The 22564-nt window shown below is 69.2% G+C and carries 16 protein-coding genes; 12 read left to right on the top strand and 4 right to left on the bottom strand.

Annotated features, from left to right (window positions below; genetic code table 11):
* Positions 1-58 precede the first annotated feature (58 nt).
* The 3 genes from J2W68_RS00480 to J2W68_RS00470 all read right to left on the bottom strand — a co-directional run bounded on the left by J2W68_RS00480 (position 59) and on the right by J2W68_RS00470 (position 4813).
* Positions 59-1384 (bottom strand): class I SAM-dependent methyltransferase, encoded by a 1326-nt coding sequence (locus J2W68_RS00480; protein ID WP_310231545.1) that lies wholly within the window; start codon positions 1382-1384, stop codon positions 59-61.
* A complete protein-coding gene (locus J2W68_RS00475) occupies positions 1381-2412 on the bottom strand; it encodes an alpha/beta hydrolase (RefSeq protein ID WP_310231541.1) in 1032 nt (343 codons plus the stop codon). The genes J2W68_RS00480 and J2W68_RS00475 overlap by 4 nt, the downstream gene beginning before the upstream one ends.
* 124 nt (positions 2413-2536) lie before the next feature.
* Positions 2537-4813: a TonB-dependent siderophore receptor gene (locus tag J2W68_RS00470; protein WP_310231538.1), complete on the bottom strand. Its 2277-nt coding sequence runs from the start codon at positions 4811-4813 to the stop codon at positions 2537-2539.
* Positions 4814-5077: 264 nt separating this feature from the next.
* Between J2W68_RS00470 and J2W68_RS00465 the strand changes: the two genes are divergently transcribed.
* From J2W68_RS00465 to xylA, 11 genes are all read left to right on the top strand, one after another.
* The gene (locus J2W68_RS00465) at positions 5078-6286 is read left to right on the top strand and encodes an MFS transporter (RefSeq protein ID WP_310231535.1); all 1209 of its coding nucleotides are present in this window, start codon (positions 5078-5080) and stop codon (positions 6284-6286) included.
* The gene (locus tag J2W68_RS00460) at positions 6283-7449 is read left to right on the top strand and encodes an isochorismate synthase (protein ID WP_310231532.1); all 1167 of its coding nucleotides are present in this window, start codon (positions 6283-6285) and stop codon (positions 7447-7449) included. Before J2W68_RS00465 ends, J2W68_RS00460 begins: the two co-directional genes overlap by 4 nt.
* Before the next feature lie 25 nt (positions 7450-7474).
* Positions 7475-9124 carry a (2,3-dihydroxybenzoyl)adenylate synthase gene (locus J2W68_RS00455; protein WP_310231529.1) on the top strand — a complete coding sequence of 550 codons (1650 nt, stop codon included), beginning with the start codon at positions 7475-7477 and terminating at the stop codon, positions 9122-9124.
* Positions 9124-9759, top strand: a complete 636-nt coding sequence (locus J2W68_RS00450; protein ID WP_310231526.1) for an isochorismatase family protein — start codon at positions 9124-9126, stop codon at positions 9757-9759. Before J2W68_RS00455 ends, J2W68_RS00450 begins: the two co-directional genes overlap by 1 nt.
* A 2-nt stretch (positions 9760-9761) precedes the next feature.
* Positions 9762-10022, top strand: coding sequence for a phosphopantetheine-binding protein (locus tag J2W68_RS00445; protein WP_310232416.1), 261 nt, complete (start codon positions 9762-9764; stop codon positions 10020-10022).
* On the top strand, positions 10019-13939 hold the full coding sequence (locus J2W68_RS00440) for an amino acid adenylation domain-containing protein (protein ID WP_310231523.1): 3921 nt from the start codon (positions 10019-10021) through the stop codon (positions 13937-13939). Before J2W68_RS00445 ends, J2W68_RS00440 begins: the two co-directional genes overlap by 4 nt.
* Positions 13940-14081: 142 nt before the next feature.
* Positions 14082-14978 (top strand): 2,3-dihydro-2,3-dihydroxybenzoate dehydrogenase, encoded by an 897-nt coding sequence (locus tag J2W68_RS00435; RefSeq protein ID WP_310231521.1) that lies wholly within the window; start codon positions 14082-14084, stop codon positions 14976-14978.
* Between the two features lie 195 nt (positions 14979-15173).
* The gene (locus J2W68_RS00430; protein WP_310231518.1) at positions 15174-15497 is read left to right on the top strand and encodes a site-2 protease family protein; all 324 of its coding nucleotides are present in this window, start codon (positions 15174-15176) and stop codon (positions 15495-15497) included.
* 74 nt (positions 15498-15571) lie between these two features.
* Complete coding sequence (locus J2W68_RS00425; protein WP_310231515.1) at positions 15572-15850, top strand: hypothetical protein; 279 nt, start codon at positions 15572-15574, stop codon at positions 15848-15850.
* Positions 15851-16172: 322 nt separating this feature from the next.
* Positions 16173-17678, top strand: coding sequence for a xylulokinase (gene xylB / locus J2W68_RS00420; RefSeq protein ID WP_310231512.1), 1506 nt, complete (start codon positions 16173-16175; stop codon positions 17676-17678).
* An 89-nt stretch (positions 17679-17767) separates the two neighbouring features.
* Entirely contained in the window at positions 17768-19102 is a 1335-nt protein-coding gene (gene xylA / locus J2W68_RS00415) for a xylose isomerase (RefSeq protein ID WP_310231510.1), read from the top strand.
* Positions 19103-19184: 82 nt separating this feature from the next.
* Here the strand turns inward: xylA and J2W68_RS00410 are convergent, their stop codons facing one another.
* Positions 19185-20246, bottom strand: a complete 1062-nt coding sequence (locus tag J2W68_RS00410) for a LacI family DNA-binding transcriptional regulator (protein WP_310231508.1) — start codon at positions 20244-20246, stop codon at positions 19185-19187.
* 101 nt (positions 20247-20347) lie between these two features.
* On the opposite strand from J2W68_RS00410, the gene J2W68_RS00405 reads away from it, so the two are divergent.
* Positions 20348-22552, top strand: coding sequence for an alpha-glucuronidase family glycosyl hydrolase (locus tag J2W68_RS00405; protein ID WP_430539653.1), 2205 nt, complete (start codon positions 20348-20350; stop codon positions 22550-22552).
* The last annotated feature ends 12 nt before the right edge of the window (positions 22553-22564 follow it).

The raw sequence follows: 22564 nt of genomic DNA, 5'->3' as shown, positions 1-22564 counted from the left end.
CGCCGGAAGGACTCGGTGCGTAGAGCGGGGACAGCGTGGGCTGGGCGCGCGATATGGGTCATCGCGGCACCTGGCGTACAGCGGCGGACCCGATCGCCGGCAACAGCGCCAGTGCGGGAACGCCCGGAAGTGGAGACAGTTGACGCGCCAGCGCATCGGCCGAGGTGTCGCGGCTCGACGGCAGGCACGCATGGACGAAGCCCGCCCAGGTCAGCGCCTGCAGCGCCTGGTTGAGCAGGCCGGGCGTCGCGTCGTAAGGCGGCAGCGTGCGCAGCCTCGCGAAGGATTGCGGTCCCTGCGCCAATGCGTCGAGCGCCGGCGCGAAGAGCTCGCGCGCGCCGGTCACCGGGCCGATACGCGTGTCGAAGCGCAGATCGCCGGTGAGCGCCGGCGGCGCGCCGGGCAGGGCGGCGAACACCAGCGTATCGAGCGCGTCGAGATGCGCGGCATCGTCGAGGCGCTGCGCGCCGCGCTGGAACAGATCGCGGCGCAGGCTCTGGTTGCGGGCGAGATCGCGTGCGGTTTCGGCCAGCGGGCCGGGCGGCAACGTGCGCAGCCGCGGCTGCAGCGCGCCGGGAATCGACAGCGCATCGATGTTCTCGATCGGCGTCGCGCTGCCGAGAAAACCGCAGCCCACACCGGCGAACGCGCGGATCACGTCGGCGACGTGCTGCGGTTGCCAGTGCGCGCCGAGGAATTCGTGGGCGATGTAGCCGGCCGGCTCGCGTTCCATCGCGTCGAGCTGGCGCCTCGCGCCCGGATGTTCGGCGAAGTAACCGGCGCCGCCGTCGGCGAGATCGCGCAGCAGCGACAATGCCGCGGTCACGCGTGCCGGCGTGTCGCCTTCGAGATGCCGGCCCGCCTCGTGCAGCAGGCGCTGCGCGCCCTGCAGTTGCGACGCGCCGGGATGGCTCATGTAGCCGAGTTCGAGCAGACCGCCGGGCGCGAGACGTCGCTCGACGATGGCGATGAACGCGTCGCGCACCGGGTCCGACACCCAGGCCCACATGCCGTGCGAAACGATGAAATCGAAGGATTCACCGCTGTGCGTCGCGTACTCGCGCAGATCGGCATGGACGAATTCGAGATTGGCGAGGCCCGCACGTTCGGCGATGTCGCGGGCGCGGGCAATCTGCGCGGCGTCTGCGTCGACGGCGGTGAAGCGCGCTGAGGGATTGCAGGCCGCGGCGACCAGCGCGGTCAGCCCTGCGCCACTGCCGAGCTCGCACCAGCGATAGGGCCGCGCAAGATCGGGCGCACGAAAACCCAGCGCCGTGGCGGTGGCGTGCAGCCACGCCGGCATCTGTTCGCGATGGAAATGCATCGGGTAGGCGGCATCGGCATCCGCCACGTGGCCGTCGATGTCCATCGCGACCGCGCTCACCGGTGCGGGTCCACGCCGTCGGCGCGGCTCGGGGTGTCGCTGTGGTCGGCGATGCCGGCGACCGCGTGCAGCGCCCACATCAGCGACGCGCGGAACATCGGGCCGTGAGTCAGCGCGGGGAACTCGCGGTACGCGACCTGCAGGCCGTCGACATCTGCCAGGCGCTGCGCGAGTTTTTCCGCCGAATCCGCCGGCGCGGCCTCGATCCGGCGCAGATGCACCTGCACACGTGGATCGTCGAGATCACGGTGGGTGACCTGGCGCTCGCCTTCGCCCAGGCCGAGCAACACGCGGGCGTGGCGGCCAGCGTTGTGTTCGACGAAGCGCTGCTCCGGTGCGCCCAACATGGCGCCGTCGCCCCACCACAGCGACGGGCTGCCGGCGGCATAGGTGTCGAACGCGCCGGTGCGGGTGTAGAGCACATGCAGCGCGAACAGGCCGGCCAGCGAATGGCCCCACAGGGTCTGTTGCGTCGGATCGGTCGTGATGCGGCGCTCGACTTCGGGCCGGATCTGGCGCTCGATGACTTCGAGCAGCGCATCCGCGCCGCCACCGCCGGTGATCGTGCCGCCCTCGCGCACCGGGCGCTCGCCGGCAAACGGCGTGTAGTCGCGCGTGCGCGCTTCGGAATCGATGCGCAGGTCATTGGCGTAACCCACGAACACCAGCGCATGCGGCACCGGTTGCGCGGCGAGTTCGGCCAGCAACGCCTCGTCGAATTCGATCAACGCGGCATTGCCGTCGAGCATCCAGAACGCGGGCCAACCGCCGTCGGGCGCCGTGCCCTTTGGCGCCGCGACGTGGACGCGCCACGTCCGCTGGCCATCGGCGCTGTGCACTTCGAACCGTTCGAAGGCGTAGTGCTGCGACGGTTGGCTGGCAACGGTCTCACCAATCGACCGGGTCGGATCCCGTTGCTGCGCGGCGGCGGTCTGGGGCACGGCCTGCAGCGCGAACAGCAGGCCCGCGGCCGCGGCGAGCGTGGCCAGGCGCAGCGGGCGGGTGGCGGAGGATCTACGGAGTGTCATGCGGGGCATCGTGGCGTGCGGGGGTCCGATCTTCGTGCGACGGGCCGGATGCGTCCAGATCGTCAGGGAATGGAGGCCGGACCGCGGACGCTCCGGCCGGGCGCGGCCCCGGGGCCGCGCTGCATCAGAAACCGATATTCATGCTGACGTAGTAGGACCGGCCCGGCTCGTTGTAGGTCGCCGCGCCCGCGTACTGGCTGTTCGATTCCCGGAACAGGCGCTTGTCGAGCAGGTTGTTGACGCCGCCGCCCAGGCTCACCGTCGGCGTGATGCGGTAGCGGGCACCGATGCCCCAGACGTTGTAGGGGTCACGAACCTGGCGCACGGCGACGCAGTCCGCGCCGGCTTCATCGCAGCGGTCATCGTTGTTGATGTCGCGCGTTGCCGGTTCCTGGCGGCCGTAGAACGTGCCGGTCAGCAGCAGCGACAGCGCTTCGGTGGCCTGCCAGTCGAGCGAGGTGTTGACGGTGTATTCCGGAATCACCGACAGCGGCTGGCCGGTCACCTTGTTCTCGTTCTCGATCATGTAGGTGACGTTGTTGTTCCACTTCAGCACGCTGCCGCGGTCGCCGATCAGCGGAATGTTGATGTTGCCTTCCAGGCCCGAGACCACGGCCTCGGGCGCGTTTTCCCACTGGAAGATGCGCGCCGGCGGCACCGGCTGCGCGCCGGGGACGCCGGGCGTCTGCCCCACCGGCGTGAAGCCCGAGACCACCTTGTCCTTGTAGTCGTTGTGGAAATAGGTCAGCGACGCATGGTGGCCGGAGACCGGCGCCCACTCGATGCCGATTTCCTTGTTGAGGCTGGTTTCCGCGTCGAGATCGGCATTGCCGAGGACGTAGCAGCCCGAGCCCAGGCTTGCGAAGTTGTCCGGGCAGCCGAAGCCCATCGTGTAATAGAGGTAGTTCGGGTTCGACTGGTAGAGATTCGGCGCCTTGAACGCGCGCGCCACGCCGCCCTTGAGCTTGAGGTCCTCGCGCAGTGCGAACTGCACACTGAGGCTGGGGCTGGCGTTGTTGCCGAACTGGCTGTGGTGGTCGAAACGCACGCCCGGGGTCACGATCCAGCGCTCGCCGGCGTAGATGTTGTCCTCGACGAACACGGCCGAGGTCTGCGCATCGGCCTTGCCGCCGCCGCGGTCCGGATCGAGGCCGGGGATGCCGCCGCCGTTGCCGCCCGATTGCGACATCGAGTACGGATCTTCCAGCTCGCTGTCGCGGTGTTCGAAGCCGACCGTCCAGATGTGCTCGGTCGCGCCGATGGTCGTCGGCAGGCTCACCTCGCCATCGACCGCGTAGTTGCGCAGGCGCGAGGTCGACGACTCGGTCGCGCTGCCGATCGAGCCTTCCGGGCCGCCGGCCAGGCCTTCGTTGAGGCGGGTGTTGTTGGTGCCTTCGAATGCGAGCGTGACGCGCGAGGACGCATCGCCCCAGCGGCCGCGATGGGTGACCGCACCGCTGTTGCGGTACATGCGGTTGGTCTCGGCGCCCTGTTCGGCGAGCTCGGTGATCAGCGGCGTGCCGTCGAGGCTCACCGCGCGGTCGCCGGCAAAGATGTTGCCCTGGCGGCTGGTGCCGGCTTCGAACTCGACCACGTGTGCTTCGTTGATGTCCCAGCGCAGCAGGGCGTTGACGTCCTTGTTGCGCACGCCTTCGCGGCCGGCGGGCGGGGTGACGCCGATGTCGGTGAGGTAGTCAGCGTTGAGGTCGAGCGAATCGGCATCGGTCTTGTTGACGTTGCCGTAGACGCGGAACGACAGCGTGTCGGTCAGCGGACCGCTCAGGGTCACGCCGGCGCGCTGGCTGCCGCCCTCGTCGCCGTGCTGGGGCACCTGCCCGAACAGGCTCAGCGAGCCGGTCAGGTCACCGGTCGGGCGCCTGGTGATGATGTTGACCACGCCGCCCGAGGCGCCGGAGCCGTAGCGCGCCGCCGCCGGTCCGCGCAGCACTTCGATGCGCTCGACCGCCTCGGCCGGCACCCAGTTGGTGTCGCCGCGGGTGTTGCGCTCGCCGCTGCGGCCCATGCGGATCGAATCGCGCGAGCCGACCGGTTTGCCGTCGACCAGGATCAGGGTGTTCTCCGGGCCCATGCCGCGCAGGTCGATCTGGCGGTTGTTGCCGTACTGCCCCGACGAGCTGTTCCCGGTGAGATTCACGCCCGGCATGGTGCGGATCAGCTCGGACAGATCGTTGGCCGGCGGGCGGCGCTCGATGTCTTCCACGGTGATGACCGAGGTGCCCAGCGCTTGGCGGGCGATGGCTTCGGCGGTGACGCGGACGGTATCGAGTTCGACGGCATCGCGGCTGGTCTCGTCGGACACGCTTTGCGCCAGCGCGGGGGCGGACAGCAACAGGGCGATCGAGGCGGACAGGGCGGTGCGGTGCAGGGGGGCGGACGACATGCGGAAACTCCGGCGCTGGTAACTCGCCATGGCGGCGGCAGGCGGTGACGTGGGGAAGGGCGTCGCTGGACGACGTTCGCGAATAGTAAAATGAATGCGAATTATTCTCAATAACTGGTTCGGCTGGAATGAATCGTTCCGGCAGGCCTCGCTGGCTGTCCGCAAATGCGACCTGTTATCATTTGCACGCCGATCGCTGTCACTGAAGCAGCACTCGCGCACCGCCTGCCGCGCCGCCGCCGGCGCCCGCCGACCGAGACCCCGATGCACACTGCGACCACCGCGCGCCCGACTGCGTCCGCCCTGCCGGCGCTGGTGTTCACCGTGTTCGTCGGCACGATGGCGATGATGGCCTTTGTCGCAGTGGTGGGGCCGATCGTCCGCCTGCTGGGGCTGGCCGAGTGGCATGCCGGCCTGTCGGTCAGCGCAGCCGGCGTGCTGCTGATCCTGTCGGCGCGGCGCTGGGGCCGGCTGAGCGACCGGATCGGACGCCGCCGCGTATTGCTGATCGGCCTGGCCGGCTACGCCATCGTCTATATCGTGATGGCGGTCTTCGTGGATTCGGCGCTGCGCGCGCCGCCGGCGGTACTGGTGTCGGTGGCGATGCTGGTCGCCACGCGCGCGCTGATCGGCCTGTTCTGGGCCGCCGTGTCCCCGACCGCGATGGCGACCATCGCCGACGAGATGCCCGCAGGCGTACGCAGCGCGGCGATGGCCAAACTCGGCACCGCCAGCGCGGTCGGCATGGTGATCGGCCCGGCTGTCGCGGGCTGGATCGCACCGCATGGCATCGCGTTCACCCTGTACATCGCCGCCGCGCTGCCCTTGCTGTCGCTGGCGGTCGTGTGGAGCCGGCTGCCCGGCACAACGCCGGCCGACGCAGGGCGGGCCGGACCTCGGCCGACGCTCGCGTATGCCGATCAGCGGCTGCGCTTGCCGCTGTGCGCGGTCTTCGCGGCGATGGCGTCGGTGAGCATCGCCCAGGTCGTGGTCGGCTTCTTCGCGATCGACCGCCTGCAGCTGTCACCGGCCGAAGGCGCGCGCGTCGCGGGTCTCGCGCTGACTGCGGTGGGCATCGGCTTGATCCTCGCCCAGTCACTGGTGATGCGCTTCAAGGCGGTGCCGCCGGCGCGCTGGATCACCATCGGCGCGCTGGTGTCGGGCCTCGGGTTCGCGTCCTCGGCGCTGGTCGTCATGGAGTGGCAACTGCTGCTCGCCTACGGCGTCGCGGCGTTCGGCATGGGGTTCGTGTTCCCGTCCTTCCAGGCGCTGGCCGCCGACTCGGTGGAGTCGCACGAGCAGGGCGCCGCCGCAGGCACAGTCGCGTCGGTGCAGGGCATGGGCATGGTCGCCGGTCCGCTGCTCGGCACGCTGCTGTATCGCTGGTCGCCGGCAGCGCCGTATGTCTGCGTCGGCGCAGTGCTCGTCGGCTTGTCGCTGCTCGCAGCGCTGCACGCGCCGCAGCAGGCATGAGCGCGGCCCGCGCCATCGAAGTGCGCGATTCGATTGGCGACATCGCCAGCCTGTTCCGGCTGCACGCGCCGGACCGGCGTCTGGCGACCGACGGCCTCCAGGCCCGGCTGCCGTCCGGGCCTGCGGCGACGCTCGGCGAACGTGTCGCCGCGTTCTTCGCCGCGCCGCGCATCGGGCCGGACCTGCTGGTCGGCGCGTTGCCGTTCGATCCGCATCATGACGATGCGCTGTATCAGCCGGCGCGTCTCTCCGCGTCCGCGAGCGGTGCGGCACTCTCGACGCTCGAGCCGTTGCTGGTCGCGGCGGAACTGCCGCCGGCTGCCGACTACGCCGATGCGGTTGCACGCTGCGTGTCCAGGCTGCGCGAAGCCCCTGCCGGTGACGACGCGCTGCGCAAGGTCGTGCTCGCGCGTGGCCTGCGTGTGGAAAGCGCGGCTCTGATCGATCCGAACCTGCTGGCGGTCCGGCTCGGCAGCGATGCCAGTGTGACCACCTATGTCGTGCCGCTGCCGGTCGCGTCCGGCGATGCGCCTGCCTGGCTGGTCGGGGCGACGCCCGAGTTGCTGGTGTCGCGTCGCGGCCGCGCGGTGGTGTCACATCCGCTGGCCGGTTCGGCGCGGCGGGTCGGGAACGCTGCCGAAGACCGCTTGCGCACCGATGCGCTGTTGGCCTCCGACAAGGACCTCCACGAACACCGCTTCGTCGTCGAAGCGATCCTCGACGGCCTCGCGCCGCTGTGCAGCCAGCTGCAGGCGCCGCCGCGACCGTCGCTGCATGCGACTGCGACGATGTGGCATCTCGCCACGCGCATCACTGGCACGCTGAAGCGCGACGACATCTCGTCGGCGATGCTCGCCGGCGTGCTGCATCCCACGCCCGCGGTCTGTGGCACGCCGCGTCTGCAGGCGTTGCAGGCGATCCGTGAGCTCGAACCTTTCGACCGCGGCTTCTATGCCGGCGCCGTGGGTTGGACCGATGCCTCGGGCGACGGGGACTGGTACGTGGCGATCCGCTGCGCGCGCGTGCAGGGCCACGCGATGCATCTGTTCGCCGGGGCCGGTATCGTGACCGACTCGCAGCCCGCGCTCGAGGTCGACGAGACCGCGGCGAAGTTCATGGCCCTGCGTAATGCGCTCGGCATCGACGATGCCCGCGCGGCTTGACGCCCCACCAGGACACCCGTTTCGCATGACCGATGCATTCCGACACACCGTGCCGCTGCGCCAGACGTGGCCCGACGCGTTCGTCGCGCGCTACCGCGCGGCCGGGTACTGGCGCGGCGAGACCTTCCCCGGGTTCCTGCGCGAACGCGCGACGCGTTTCGCCGACGCGATCGCCGTCGTCGGCGGTGACACGCGCTGGAGCTATGCGCAACTGTGGGCCGAAGCCGAGCGCATCGCCGCCGGCCTGCTCGCGCAGGGGCTGGCGCCCGGCGACCGCGTGGTCGTTCAACTGGGCAACATTCCGGAATTCATCGCCGTGGTCTGCGCCCTGTTCCGCGCGCAGCTGGTGCCGGTGTACGCGTTGCCTGCGCATCGCCTGACCGAGGTCGCGCACTTCGCGCGCAAGGCGGAGGCCAGCGCCTACGTCTGCGCCGAACGTTATGAAACCTTCGACTACCGCACGCTCGCACGCGACCTGCAGGCCGAGGTGCCGGCGGTGCGGCATGTGTTCGTGGTCGGCGATGCGGCGGAGTTCGTGTCCACCGCCGCGCTCGACGGCGCGCGCGATGCTTTGCCCGGCGATCCGGATCCGCAGTCGGTCGCCTTCCTGCAGATCTCGGGCGGCAGCACCGGCCTGTCGAAGCTGATCCCGCGCACGCACGACGACTACATCTACAGTTTCCGCGCGAGCAACGCGCTGTGCGGTATCGACGCGGACAGCGTCTACATGGTCGCGCTGCCGGCCGCGCACAACTTCCCGATGAGCTCCCCGGGCTTCTTCGGCGCGCTGTATGCCGGCGCGCGCGTGGTGCTGAGCCCCGGCCCGGGACCGGATGCCGCGTTCCCGCTGATCGCGCGCGAGCGCGTGACCTGCGTCGGCCTCGTGCCGCCGCTGGCGCTGCTGTGGGCCGATGCCGCGGGCAAGACCGCGTTCGATCTGTCGAGCCTGCAGGTGCTGCAGGTCGGCGGCGCCAAGCTCGTGCCCGAGGCCGCGCGGCGCGTCGTCGCCGGCCTGGGCTGCACATTGCAGCAGGTGTTCGGCATGGCCGAAGGCCTGGTGAACTACACGCGTCTCGACGATGCCGACGATCTCGTGCTGACCACGCAGGGCCGACCGATCAGCACCGACGACGAAGTGCGGGTGGTCGACGACGCGGGTGCGCCGGTCGCCGATGGAGAGATCGGCCATCTGCTGACGCGCGGGCCGTACACGATCCGCGGCTACCACAACGACGACGCGGCGAACGAGCGCGCGTTCACCGACGACGGCTTCTACCGCACCGGCGACATGGTGCAGCGCCTGCCAAGCGGGCATCTGATCGTGCAGGGCCGGGCGACCGACCACATCAACCGCGCCGGCGAGAAGATCTCGGCCGAGGAGATCGAAGATCATTTGCTTGCACATCCGCAGGTGTTCGACGCGGCCGTGGTGTCGATTCCCGACGAGTTTCTCGGCGAGCGCAGCTGCGCGTTCGTGATTCCCGGCGATACGAAGCCGCGTCCGGCCGAGCTCAAGGCCTGGGTGCGCGGTCGCGGGCTTGCGGCGTTCAAGGTGCCGGACCAGATCGTGTTCGTCGATGCCTTCGGCACCACGGCGGTGGGCAAGATCAGCCGGCGGGAACTGCGGGCGCAGTTGCGTGCGCGCTTCCTCGAAGAACAAAAGGACGCCGACTGATGGGCCTGCCGAAGATCGCACCATATCCGTTGCCCACCGCTGCCGATCTCCCGGCCGCACGCGGCCAATGGATGCCCGAGGCATCCCGCGCGGCGTTGCTCGTCCACGACATGCAGCGCTACTTCCTCGCCGCATTCGCGCAGGACGATGCGCCTCTGGCGCCCGCGGTCCAGAACCTCGCGCGCCTGCTCGCGCATTGCCGCAGCGCCAGCATCCCGGTGTTCTACACCGCGCAGCGCGGCAATCAGGACCGGCGCGATCGCGGCCTGCAGGCCGATCTGTGGGGCCCGGGCATGCAGGCGAGCGCCGAACACGAAACCATTGTCGACGCGCTGGCACCGGCCGATGGCGACCATGTGCTGGTCAAGCATCGCTACAGCGCCTTCCAGCGCAGCAATCTCGACACACTGATGCGCGCGCGCGGCCGCGACCAGCTGCTGATCACCGGCGTCTACGCGCACATCGGCGTGCTGTCGACGGCGACCGAGGCCTTCCAGCGCGACATCGAAACCTTCGTCGTCGCCGACGCGATCGCCGACTTCTCGCGCGCCGACCACGACCTCGCGCTGCACTGGATTGCGCGCACCTGCGGCGTGCCACTGACCACCGACCGACTTCTGGAGATGCTGCAGTGACTATGGACCGCACCGGCGCGTTGACCCTCGGGCGCATGCGCGCCGACGTCGCCAGGCTCGTCGGCGAAGCGCCCGAAGACGTGCGCGACGACGACAATCTGATGGACTTGGGCCTCGATTCGATGCGCGTTCTGGGCCTGGTGATGGCCTGGGGCGAGCACGGCATTGCGCTTGAGTTCTCGCACCTCGCCGAGCACACCACGCTGGCTGGCTGGTGGCAGGTGGTGCAGGACCTGCAACGCGACACGCCTGCCGCCGGATGACAACGTCGGCGTCTCCCATCGAAGCCGACGCATCCACTTCGAATGCGGGCTGGCCGCTGGCCGAAGCGCAGGCCGGGCTCTGGTATGCACAGCGGCTGGCGCCGGACAACCCGGCGTTCAACACCGCGCACGCGCTCTGGATCGATGGCGCGCTGGATGTCGCGGCCTTTGCGCGCGCGGCGAACCAGGCCGCCGACGAGACGCCGGCACTGGCCTTGCGCATGCGCGAGACCGCTGAGGGTCCAATCCAGTGGATCGATGCCGCGCACACGCCGCATTTGGAGCTCGTCGACCTGTCGACCGGGCCTGCACCCGAGGACGCCGCGCGGGCGGCGATGACGCGTGACCGCCTGACGCCGGTCGACCCGGCGCGCGATCGTCTTGCGCTGCAGCGGCTGTATGTGCTCGGCGGCGATCGCTTCGTCTGGTATCTGCGCGTGCATCACCTCGCGACCGACGGTTACGGCATGGCGCTGCTGACCGAGCGCGCCTGCACGTTGTATGCCGACGCATCTGCGGGCTCGGCCTTCGCGCCGCTCGATGGCGTGCTGGCCGAAGACGCGAGCTATCGCGCGTCCGACAAGCGCGCGGCCGATGCGACGTACTGGCAGGAGACGCTTTCCGGGATGCCGGCCGCGTCGGGTCTGGGCGGTGGCTTCGCCCATGCCGCGTCCGATTGCCTGCGTCATGTCGAAGCGCTCGATGCGGACTTCCGTGAGGGTCTCGCGCGCGCGGCAACGGCGCTCGGCCAACCGTGGCCCGATGTGCTGACCGCGCTGACCGCTGCCTATTGCCAGCGGTTTGGCGGGCAGGGCGAGGCGGTCGTCGGGGTGCCCTTCATGGGCCGCCTCGGCAGCGCGTCCGCGCGCGTGCCGGCGATGGTGATGAACGTGCTGCCGCTGCGCGTGCCGGCGCTGTCCGACGCAAACATCGCGGATTTCATGCAGACGATGATCCGCGCACTGCTGCGCGGGCGCCGCCATGGCCGTTACCGCGGCGAACAGCTACGGCGCGATCTCGGCCTGATCGGCGGCCAGCGCCGTCTGCATGGTCCGCTGATCAACGTGCAGCCGTTCTATCGCCCGACGGTGCTCACCGGTGCCCGCGCGTCGATGGAAATCCTCGCCACCGGGCCGGTCGACGACATCACGCTGGGCTTCCGCGGTGACGGCACGCAGGCGCTGGATCTCGAGATCGAAGCCAATCCCGATCTGTATGCACCCGCCGATGTCGCCGCGCATGCGACACGGCTACGCACGTTTCTCATGAACGCGTTCGCATGCGCATTGCAAGCGGACGCGCGTCTCGACGACGTGCCGCTGGCAACGCCGGGCGAAGCCGCGCGCACGCTGTTCGACTTCAACGCCACCGCGCATCCGGTGCCCGACACGACGCTGACTGCGCTGATCGAAGCGTCGATGGCGGCGGCGCCCGATGCGCCGGCGCTGGTGTTCGACGGCGAGACGCTGACCTACCGCGAGCTCGACACCCGCAGTCGCGCGCTCGCGCAGGCACTGCACGCGCGCGGCGCAGGCGCCGACACCGTCGTTGCCGTCGCATTGCCGCGATCGATCGAACTGGTCGTCGCGCTGGTCGCCGTGCTGCGCGCCGGCGCGGCCTATCTGCCGATGGATCTCGCGCATCCGCTCGAACGCCGGGCGCGCGTCCTGCGCTCCGCGCAGCCGCTCGCACTGTTGGCGCTGGACGACGACGGCATCGAATGGCCCGACGACATGCCGCGCTTCGCGCCGCGCGACTGGCCGGAGATCGCGGAGGGCACCATGCTGCCGGCAGTCGCACCGCAGCAGGCGGCCTACGTCATCTATACCTCCGGCTCGACCGGTGAGCCCAAGGGCGTCGTCGTCGAGCATCGCGCCATCGTCAACCGCCTGGCGTGGATGCGCGCGCACTACGGCATCGACGCGTCCGACCGCATCCTGCAGAAGACGCCGGCCACGTTCGACGTCTCGGTCTGGGAATTCTTCCTGCCCCTGCTGGCCGGCGCCACGCTGGTGATCGCACCGCCGGATGCGCACCGTGATCCGGTCGCAATCGCGCGACTGATCCGCGATGCCGGCATCACCACCCTGCATTTCGTGCCGTCGATGCTGGCCGCGTTCCTCGCCGCACACGAAGCGCACGGTCAGTCTACCCGCCGCGTCTTCGTCAGCGGCGAGGCGCTGGATGCCGATCTGCGCGACCGCTTCCACGCGACGGTCCATGCTGAACTGCACAACCTCTACGGCCCGACCGAAGCCGCGGTCGATGTCAGCTTCTGGCCCGCGAGTGCGGACGACAGCTCGCGCCCGGTGCCGATCGGCTTCCCGGTCTGGAACACGCGGCTGTACGTGCTCGACGCGCGCATGCGTCCGCTGCCGCCCGGTGTGGTCGGCGATCTGTATCTCGGTGGCGTGCAGCTCGCGCGCGGTTATCTGGGGCGCGACGATCTGACCGCCGAGCGCTTTCTCGACGATCCGCATCGACCGGGCGAACGCATCTACCGTACCGGCGATCTCGCGCGCTGGCGCGAGGATGGCGCGGTCGAATTCCTCGGCCGCAGTGATCATCAGGTCAAGCTGCGCGGCCTGCGCATCGAGCTGGGCGAAATCGAGGCCGCGATCGTCGCCAGCGGGTTCGCATCGCAGGCGGCGGTCATCGTGCGCGAGGACCGTGCCGGTGACCGGCGGCTGGTCGGGTACCTGCAGCCGGGCGCCGATTACGATGCGGCGGCATTGCGCGCATCCGTCGCCGCGCAGCTGCCCGACTACATGGTGCCGGCCGCCTTCGTCGCACTCGCCGACTGGCCGGTGACCGCAAACGGCAAGCTCGACCGCGACGCGCTGCCGGCGCCCGCGTTCGAGGCCGGTGCCTTCGTCGCACCGCGCACCGCCACCGAGATCGCGCTCGCCGCGCTGTTCGCCGAGACCCTCGGTATCGAGCGCGTCGGCGCGGATGCCGACTTCTTCGCGCTCGGTGGCGATTCGTTGCTCGCCGTGCATCTGCTGCTCGCGATCCAGCAGCGCTTCGGCCGCGATCCGGGCCTCGGCGCACTGTTCGCGACGCCCACCGTGGAAGGGCTCGCCGCCGCGCTCGATGCGGGCGAAGGTGACGATCCCGATCACGGCCTGGCGCCGGTGATCGCACTCGCACAGGGCGATCCGGCGCGGGCGCCGCTGTTCGTCGTGCATCCGGCCGGCGGCATCGCCTGGTGCTACCGCGATCTCGCACGTGCGTTGTCACCTGTGCGCGGCGTGTTCGGCCTGCAGTCGCCGGCGCTCGACCTTGCGCAGGCGCTGCCCGGCAGCATCGATGCACTGGCGGCCGAATATGCAGATCGTGTCGTCGCCCTGCAGCCTGACGGCCCCGTGCATCTGCTCGGCTGGTCGGTCGGCGGCATCCTCGCCCAGGCGATGGCGGTACGCCTGCGCAGCCTCGGCCGCGAGATCGGCGTGCTCGCGCTGCTTGATGCGTACCCGGCCGAGGTCTGGCGCGCAGAACCCGAACCCGACGCGATCGCCGCGCTGCGCGCGTTGCTCGCGATCGCCGGTTATGACCCGGACGCGTATCCGCAGCTTCAGACGCGCGCGGCCATCGTCGAGTTCCTGCGCCGCGGCGACAGCGCACTCGGCAACCTGCCCGGGGCAGTGCTCGATGGCGTCGTGCGCGCGGTGACCGATACCAACCGTCTGGTGCGCCTGCATCACCACGCCCACTTCGACGGCACGCTGCTGCATGTCCGCGCCGGCAATGATCATGCCGATCGCCCGCAGCTGCAGTCTTCGCTGTGGGCCGATCACGCCGCGCATGTCGATTCGATCGAACTGCCGTTCCTGCACGCGGAGCTGACAGGGCGCGATGCCACTGCGCGCATCGCGCCGCTGATCGATGTGCGTCTGGCGGCCTACGACAGAATGTAGGAGCGCGCTTGCGCGCGATGAAGCGTTCCCGGTAACGCCACATCGCGCGCAAGCGCGCTCCTACAATTGCGGTCGGGCAGGCGCGTCGTGATACCGAACGCGCGCCCGAAGACCGCCGCCATCACCGATCCGGGACATCCCAATGCAACTCACAGGCTTCGACGGAAAGATCGCACTCGTCACCGGCGCCGCTGGCGGTATCGGTGCTGCGGTCGTGCGGCTGCTGCATGCGAGCGGCGCGACCGTCGTGGCGACGGATCGGGAAGTGCCTGTGGTAGAGGCATCTGCCGCAGAGATTGCCTCGGCTGATGCGGCCCTCACCCCAACCCCTCTCCCAAAGGGAGAGGGGCTTGAAGGCGACAGTCTGCGCGATGCGAGCCCCTCTCCCTTTGGGAGAGGGGTTGGGGGGAGGGCAGGTCTCGCGACATTCCATTCCCACGCCCTCGACGTCACTGACGCGGATGCCGTCGACACCCTCGTCGCCACGATCGAGGCGGACATCGGTCCGATCGATCTCGCCGTCAACGTGGCAGGCGTGCTGTCTACCGCACCGGTCCTCGATCTAACCGCCGAAGAATGGCGCCGCACATTCGCCGTCAACACCGATGGCGTCTTCCACGTGTCCCAGGCCGTGGCCCGCGTGATGGCACCGCGCCGTCGGGGCGCGATGGTGACCGTCAGTTCCAACGCCGCCGGCATCCCGCGCCAGAACATGGCGGCCTACGCCGCATCCAAGGCGGCAACGACGATGTTCGTGCGTTGCCTGGGTCTGGAACTCGCGCCGCTCGGCATCCGTTGCAACATCGTCGCGCCCGGTTCGACGCGCACACCGATGCAGACCGGGATGTGGACCGACGCCGACGGTGAGGCGCGGACCATCGCCGGCACGCTGGAGACGTTCAAGAGCGGTATTCCGCTGGGCAAGCTGGCCGAGCCCGAGGACATCGCGAATGCGGTGATGTTCCTGCTGTCCGAGCAGGCCGGTCATATCGCGATGAGCGATCTCTATGTCGACGGCGGGGCCACGCTGCGTGGGTGATGCCGGTGGGGGCGGGCGATCTGGGGCTGTCAGCAGGACACCTCCGGCAGCGCGTCTCCGCGGTGCTGGCCGGCAGTCACGGCTGCCAATGGTCAGAACGGTTGCGCAGGCGCTTCGGAGCGCGGCTGGGCGGTCGGTGATGGAGACGTGGCAGGTGTTTCCCGCGCCGACGTCGTGCTGCGTCGGTGGAGGGTCATGAGTTTCATCTTCGTCGCGTTGCTCGCCGCCGCGCTGTTCACGCCGATGCACGTGCTGGCGATGGCGCTCGTCAGTCGTCTGTTCGGTATTGGCGTCGAAGAGATCTCGCTGGGCATCGGTCCGCCACTGCTGCGCAGAGGGCGTCTGGTGCTGAAGCTGCTGCTGCCGTTCGGCGGCTATTGCAGGTTCCGGACCGCCGACTCGCCCGACGAATCGGTCGATGGTGAATTGCCAACGGGCAAACGCTTCGACGCGCAACCGGGCGTCGTCAGGGCGGTGGTGGCGCTGTCCGGACCGCTTGCATTGCTGGCGCTCGCCTGATCCTGGCGCCTGATGCTGCACCCGGGAGCTTTGTTGCCGGGTTCGTGCAGTTTCCGCTTGGCGCTCTGCACCCGATGACCGACGCCCAGACGTTTCTTGACCGTGGCCAGGCGTGGTTGGGGCTCCAGGGAACGACAGCGTTTGTAGGCGTCTTCGCAGCAAAACTGGCGGCCATCAACCTGCTGCCGCTGCCGCACCTCAATGGTGGGCAGGCGGCTCTGGCGTTGACCGGGCTCACAGGTGACGGGGAAGGAGGCTGGATCCGTCAGCTGATGATCGGCAGCGCTGTGCTCTGGTGGTTGTCTGCCGGTTCGTGGTGCGTGGCCGTGGCCTATCACCTCCTCGCGCACTGAGCCAGCGGTGAGTATTGATCGCAGGGCTTCCTGCCATCCTCGCGGCGACGCAACAAGCAGGAAAATGATGCTTGGGCAAGCGCGCAGGGTATCGGCGTCGACGTGCTCATCAGTCGCATGTTGCTGGGCGGGGGGCGCCAGCGCGAGATGCGGGCGCCAAGCTCTTACCGCAGCGCAGCAAGCATGTTTCGGCACAGCTGTTAGAGTTCGACCATCATCGATTTCCGCCGTACGCGCTCATGTCGATCCTCGTTTCAAGCCGTTCGTTTTTTTTTGGCCTTGCTGATGTTAGCGCTAACCTGATTAGCGACGGAGCGGCGCAATGAGCTTGGTCGCAGGGCTCGATGCGGGCACTCAGAGCGTCAAGTTGGTGGTCTACGACGCGGACACGCGACAGGTCGTTGCAAGCGCGAGTGCGCCGCTGGATCTGATCAGCGGCGACGACGGCAGCCGCGAACAGCACCCGGCCGCGTGGGTTGAGGCGATGCACGACTGTTTCGGTGCCATCGACGTCAGCGTGCGTCATCGCATCGTCGCGCTCGGTGTGTCGGGTCAGCAGCACGGTTTCGTGCCGGTGGACGCGGCGGGCGAGGTGCTCGGTCCGGCCAAGCTGTGGTGCGATACCAGTACCAGCGCCGAATGCGGCGAGATCATGGACGCGGTCGGCGGCGCCGGGCGGTGCATCGAGCTGGCCGGCAACCCGGTCCTCGCCGGATACACCGCATCGAAACTGCCCTGGACACGCCGGCATCGTCCCGAGGTCTATGCGCGACTCGCGACCATCCTGCTGCCGCACGACTATCTCAACTTCGTCCTGACCGGCGAGCGCTTCTGCGAATACGGCGATGCATCGGGCACCGGCTGGCTCGACGTGCGCACACGCCAATGGTCGTCAGCGATGCTCGACGCGACCGACGACACGCGCGACCTGCGCGATTGCTTGCCGCCACTGGTCGAGCCCGACGCGTCGTTCCCGATGTTGCCGGCGATCGCCAGTGCGCTCGGGCTGCCGGCGGGCGTGCGGGTCTCGGCCGGCGGCGGCGACAACATGATGGCCGCGATCGGCACTGGCTGTGTGGCCGAAGGCCGGCTCACGATGAGCCTCGGCACCTCGGGCACGCTGTTCGCCTACGCCGATCGGCCGATCGTCGATGACGACGGTGCATGGGCGGCGTTCTGTTCGTCGAGCGGCGGCTGGCTGCCGCTGATCTGCACGATGAACTGCACCGTGGTCACCGAGCAGGTCGCGAAGATGTTCGGCTTCAGCACGCGCGACGGCGATGCGCGCATCGCGGCGACGGCGCCCGGCGCCGACGGCCTGACGTTCCTGCCATTTCTCAATGGCGAGCGCACGCCCGACCTGCCGCTGGGCAAGGGCGTGCTGGCCGGCCTCGGCGCGCACAACATGCGCGAGGCGCACGTCTACCGCGCGGCGATGGAAGGCGCGACCTACAGCCTGCGCTACGGCTACGACGCCTTCGTCGGCGCCGGCATGCGCTTCGACCGCATCGCGCTGACCGGTGGCGGTGCAAACAGCGCGGCCTGGCGCCAGATGGTGGCCGACGTCTTCGATTGCCCGGTCGATGTGCCCGCCCAGGTCGAAAGCGCGGCCTTCGGCGCCGCGCTGCAGGCCTTGTGGTCGCTGCAGCGTGCGCAGGGCGATGCGGGCACGCTGGCCGAGGTCGCCGCCGCGCATGTAGCGGTCGATCCTTCGCTCGCATGCACGCCCGATCCGGAGCGCGTGCGTGCCTACCAGCCGGCGTACCAGCGCTTCCTGCGGCATCTGGACGCGGTCCGTCCGCTCTACGCCGCGCCGCCGCCCCTGTAGGAGCGCGCTCACGCGATGAGGCGTTTCCGACTAATCCCGATTGCGCGCAAGCGCGCGCCTACTGCTTCTCCACACCGACGAGACCGAACATGAGCACTTCCCCCTTCATCGGCGCCAAAGAATATTTCCCGGGCATCGGCTCGATCCCCTTCGAAGGCCGCGATTCGGACAATCCGCTCGCGTTCAAGGTCTACGAGGCCGATCGCCGGATCGGCGGCAAGACGATGGCCGAGCACCTGCGCTTCGCGGTCTGCTACTGGCACACGTTCTGCAACTCGGGCCAGGACCCGTTCGGCCCGGGCACGCGGCGCTTTCCGTGGGACGGCGGCGCGCCGCTGGCCGCGGCAGAAGCCAAGCTCGACGCGGCGTTCGAGTTCTTCACGAAGCTCGGCGTGCCGTACTGGTGTTTCCACGACATCGACCTGTCGCCGGATGCCGACGACATCGGCGAATACGAGAAGAACCTCAAGCACATGGTGGCGCTGGCCAAGGAGCGCCAGCAGGCGACCGGCATGCAACTGCTGTGGGGCACGGCGAACCTGTTCTCGCATCCGCGTTACATGAACGGTGCTTCGACCAATCCGGACTTCGCGGTGGTCGCGCGCGCGGCCGTGCAGGTCAAGGCCGCGCTCGAGGCGACCGTCGAGCTGGGCGGCGAGCACTACGTGTTCTGGGGTGGCCGCGAGGGCTACGCCAGCCTGCACAACACCGACATGAAGCGCGAGCTGTCGCACTTCGCGCGCTTCCTGACGATGGCCCGCGATTACGGCCGCAGCATCGGCCTGAAGGGCAATTTCCTCATCGAGCCGAAGCCGATGGAGCCGATGAAGCACCAGTACGATTTCGACAGCGCCACCGTCGCCGGCTTCCTCAAGGAACACGGCCTCGACAAGGACTTCAAGCTCAACATCGAGGCCAACCACGCCACGCTGTCGGGCCACACCTTCGAGCACGACCTGCAGGTCGCCAGCGATCACGGCCTGCTCGGCAGCATCGACGCCAATCGCGGCAATGCGCAGAACGGCTGGGACACCGACCAGTTCCCGACCGATCTCTACGACACCGTCGGCGCGATGCTGGTCGTGCTGCGCCAGGGCGGTCTGGAGGGCGGCCTGAACTTCGACGCCAAGCCGCGCCGTGAATCCACCGACATGGAAGACCTGTTCATCGCCCACATCGGCGGCATGGACGCGTTCGCGCGCGGCCTCGAAGTCGCGCATGCGCTGCTCGAGAAGTCCCCGTGGGAACAGTGGCGCAAGGACCGTTACTCGAGTTTCGACGCAGGCGACGGTCAGGCGTTCGAACAGGGCGGGCTGTCTCTGGCCGACCTGCACGGCATCGCGTCGAAGGCCGGTGAACCGCAGCAGCGCAGCGGCCGCCAGGAGGCCTACGAGAACCTGCTCAACCAGTACCTGCTGCGCTGACACGATGCGCATGCCGACCGCCGCCGCCCGCATGCCGTCCACGAACGTGTCCGCACGCGGTGCGGTCTGGCACCGTCACCGCTTATTTGGCGCGGGGCGGGCCGGCGACCGAATCGCGGACGATGAGGCGGTGGGCGACGACGTGATCGGTCAGCACACGCGTGGTGCTGTCGTTGCGGCGGATGCCGCGCACCAGCATGTCGATCGCGGCATTGGCCATCGAGGCGATCGGCTGGTGGATCGTCGTGAGCTCCGGCCACACAGTGGTGGCGGCCGAGCTGTCGTCGAAGCCCACGACCGACAGGTCGCGCGGCACGTCGAGCCCGCGGCGGTGGGCGACGGAAATCGCCGCGGCGGCCATGTCGTCGTTGCTGGCGAAGATCGCGCTGGGCGGCTTGCGCAGCGCGAGCAGCTTTTCGGTGGCCTTCAGGCCCGAGCGGTAGGTGTAGTCGCCCTGTTGCACCAGCGCCGCGTCGAGGGGGATGCCGGCCTCGTCGAGCGCCGCCTTGAAACCCTGGAAACGTCGCGTGGTCGCGCTGAGGTCGGCGCGTCCCTTGATGCAGGCGATGCGTGTGTGGCCCTGCTGGATCAGGTGTTCGGCGATTTCCTTGCCGGCACCGAAGTCGTCGATGCGCACGCAGGAGATGTCGTCGCTGAAATGCCCGGACGCGATCGCGACCACCGGCACGCCGGCGCGGACGAACTCGGTCACCGCGGCTTTCGATTCGCACAGCGGCGGCGGCAGGATCACGCCGTCGACGCGTTTGGCGAGCGCGCGCGCGGCCTTGCGCTCGGCGTCGGCATCGAGCTCGTCCCAGTAATCGATGACCAGCTGGATCGCGGTGCCGGAGGCGACGCGCAACAGGCCGACCAGCAGTTCACGCAGGTAGGCGCCGCTGGGGTTGGTGTAGACCAGCGCGATGCGCAGGTGCTGCGCTGCGGCCAGCGAGCTGGCGGCCAGATTGGGCGTGTAGTTCAACGCCTGCACCGCGCGCATGACCCGTTCGCGGGTAGCGTCGCGGACCTTGCCCTGGCCGTTGACGACGCGGGAGATCGTCATCGGCGACACGCCGGCGAGCTCGGCGACCTCGGCGATGGTGACGCCCCGGGTCTTGCGGCGCACCGATTTCTTGGGTTTCTCCAACGGTCGTTCCTTCACTCGCCAGGCGATGGGTCGGACCCAGCGCGTCCGGCGGGCCCATGTGCATGAAAGCCGGTTCCGGGGAGGGAATCCATATGCCACGAATGTTAACGCTAACCCGCCACGCCGGCGACCTGTCGTGCGTGCGCGCCATGCGGACGCTGGCCTCGGGTCTGTGCGCGGCTCTGCTGTTGTTCACTGCGACCGCCGTGCAGGCCGAGGACGGCTACGCGCTGTGGCTGCGCTACGCGGCGCCCGATGCGGGTGCGGCTGGCCCGTCTGCGACCCGGGTCACCCAGCTGGTGGTGGCCGGAAGCCCCGGCGTGCCATCGGCTACCCGGGAAGAATTGCAGCGCGGTCTGGCAGGCCTGCAGGGCGGGGCGCCGGCGAACGGCGATGCGGTGACGCGTGCCGGCGCGCTGCTGGTCGGCACGCCGGCCGCGTCGCCGCAGATCGCGCGCCTGGGGCTCGATCTCGACGGGCTGGGGGGCGAGGGCTACCGGATCCGCAGCGCGGTCGTCGATGGTCATGCGACCACAGTCGTCGCCGCCAACGAGGATATCGGTGCGCTCTATGGCGCCTTCCATCTGCTGCGCCTGCTGCAGACGGGGCAGCCGCTCGATGGCCTCGACATCCGCGAGGCGCCGCGTCTGGCCGTGCGGATGCTCAACCACTGGGACAACCTCGACCGCTATGTCGAACGTGGTTACGCCGGCCAGTCGATCTGGGACTGGCATCGGCTCCCCGGCTGGCTGGACCCGCGCTATACCGACTACGCGCGCGCCAACGCCTCGATCGGCATCAATGGCACCGTACTCAACAACGTCAACGCCAATGCCGACGTGCTGACGCCGATGTATCTGGACAAGGTCGCGGCGATCGCCGGCGTGATGCGCCCCTACGGCATCAAGGTCTATCTGAGCGCGCGCTTCAGCGCGCCGATGGAAATCGGCGGTCTCGACACCGCCGATCCCGCCGATGCCGACGTGCAGCGCTGGTGGCGGACGAAGGCCGACGAGGTCTACGCGCTGATTCCCGACTTCGGCGGCTTTCTGGTCAAGGCCAATTCGGAAGGCCAGCCCGGCCCGCAGGACTACGGCCGCAGCCACGCCGACGGCGCCAACATGCTGGCCGATGCGGTCGCACCGCACGGCGGCATCGTGATGTGGCGCGCGTTCGTCTATTCGGACGAGGAGCCGGTGGACCGCGCCAAGCAGGCCTACAACGAGTTCGTGCCGCTCGATGGCACGTTTCACGACAACGTGCTGGTGCAGGTGAAGAACGGCCCGATCGATTTCCAGCCGCGCGAGCCCTTCCACCCCTTGTTCGGCGGCATGCCCAAGACGCCGCTGATGATGGAATTCCAGATCACCAAGGAATACCTCGGCTTCTCGACGCATCTGGCCTACAAGGCGCCGCTGTACGAGGAGGTGCTGGACGCCGACACCCATGTGCAGGGGCCGGGCTCGACCGTCGCGCGGGTGATCGACGGCTCGCTCGACGGCCACGCACTGACCGGCATCGCCGGTGTCGCCAACATCGGCAGTGATCGCAACTGGAGCGGCTCGCATTTCGACCAGGCCAACTGGTACGCCTTCGGACGCCTGGCCTGGAATTCTGACCTGTCGTCGCGCGATATCGCCGTCGAGTGGACGCGGATGACGTTCTCCAACGATCCGGCCGTCGTCGAGCCCGTCGTCGGCATGATGATGGCCTCGCGCGAGGCGGTGGTGGATTACACCGGCGCGCTGGGCCTGCACCACGTGATGGGCCGCGGGCATCACTACGGCCCGGGACCGTGGGTCGAAGGCGGTCCGCGCGCGGACTGGACGTCGGTGTATTTCCATCGCGCCGACGGCAACGGCATCGGCTTCGATCGTACCCGGCGTGGCAGCGATGCGGTCTCGCAATACGCGGCGCCGGTGGCCGAGGTCTTCGACGACGTCACGCGCACGCCGGAGGAATTCCTGCTGTGGTTCCACCACGTGCCCTGGAGCCATCCGATGCGCAGCGGACGTCCGCTATGGGACGAACTGGTGCTGCGCTACGACCGCGGCGTGGAGACCGTGCGCGGGATGCGCGAGACCTGGGCCGGCCTCGACGGCCGCATCGATGCCGGGCGCCATGCACAGGTCGCCGCGTTCCTCGCGATCCAGCAGGACGAGGCGCAGTGGTGGCGCGATGCCAGCATCGCCTATTTCCAGTCGATCTCCGGCCGGCCGCTACCAGCGGGGGTCGCGCCGCCGCCGCATCCGCTGGAGCACTACAAGGCGCTGGAATTTCCGCACGCGCCCGGGGACACCCAGTGAGTGGCGCGCCTG

The organism is Luteimonas terrae, assembly GCF_031457535.1.
GTDB classification, from domain to species: Bacteria; Pseudomonadota; Gammaproteobacteria; order Xanthomonadales; family Xanthomonadaceae; genus Luteimonas; species Luteimonas terrae_A.
The sequence above is the reverse complement of the archived record's forward strand: the minus strand, read 5'-3'. Positions and strand labels throughout refer to the sequence as shown.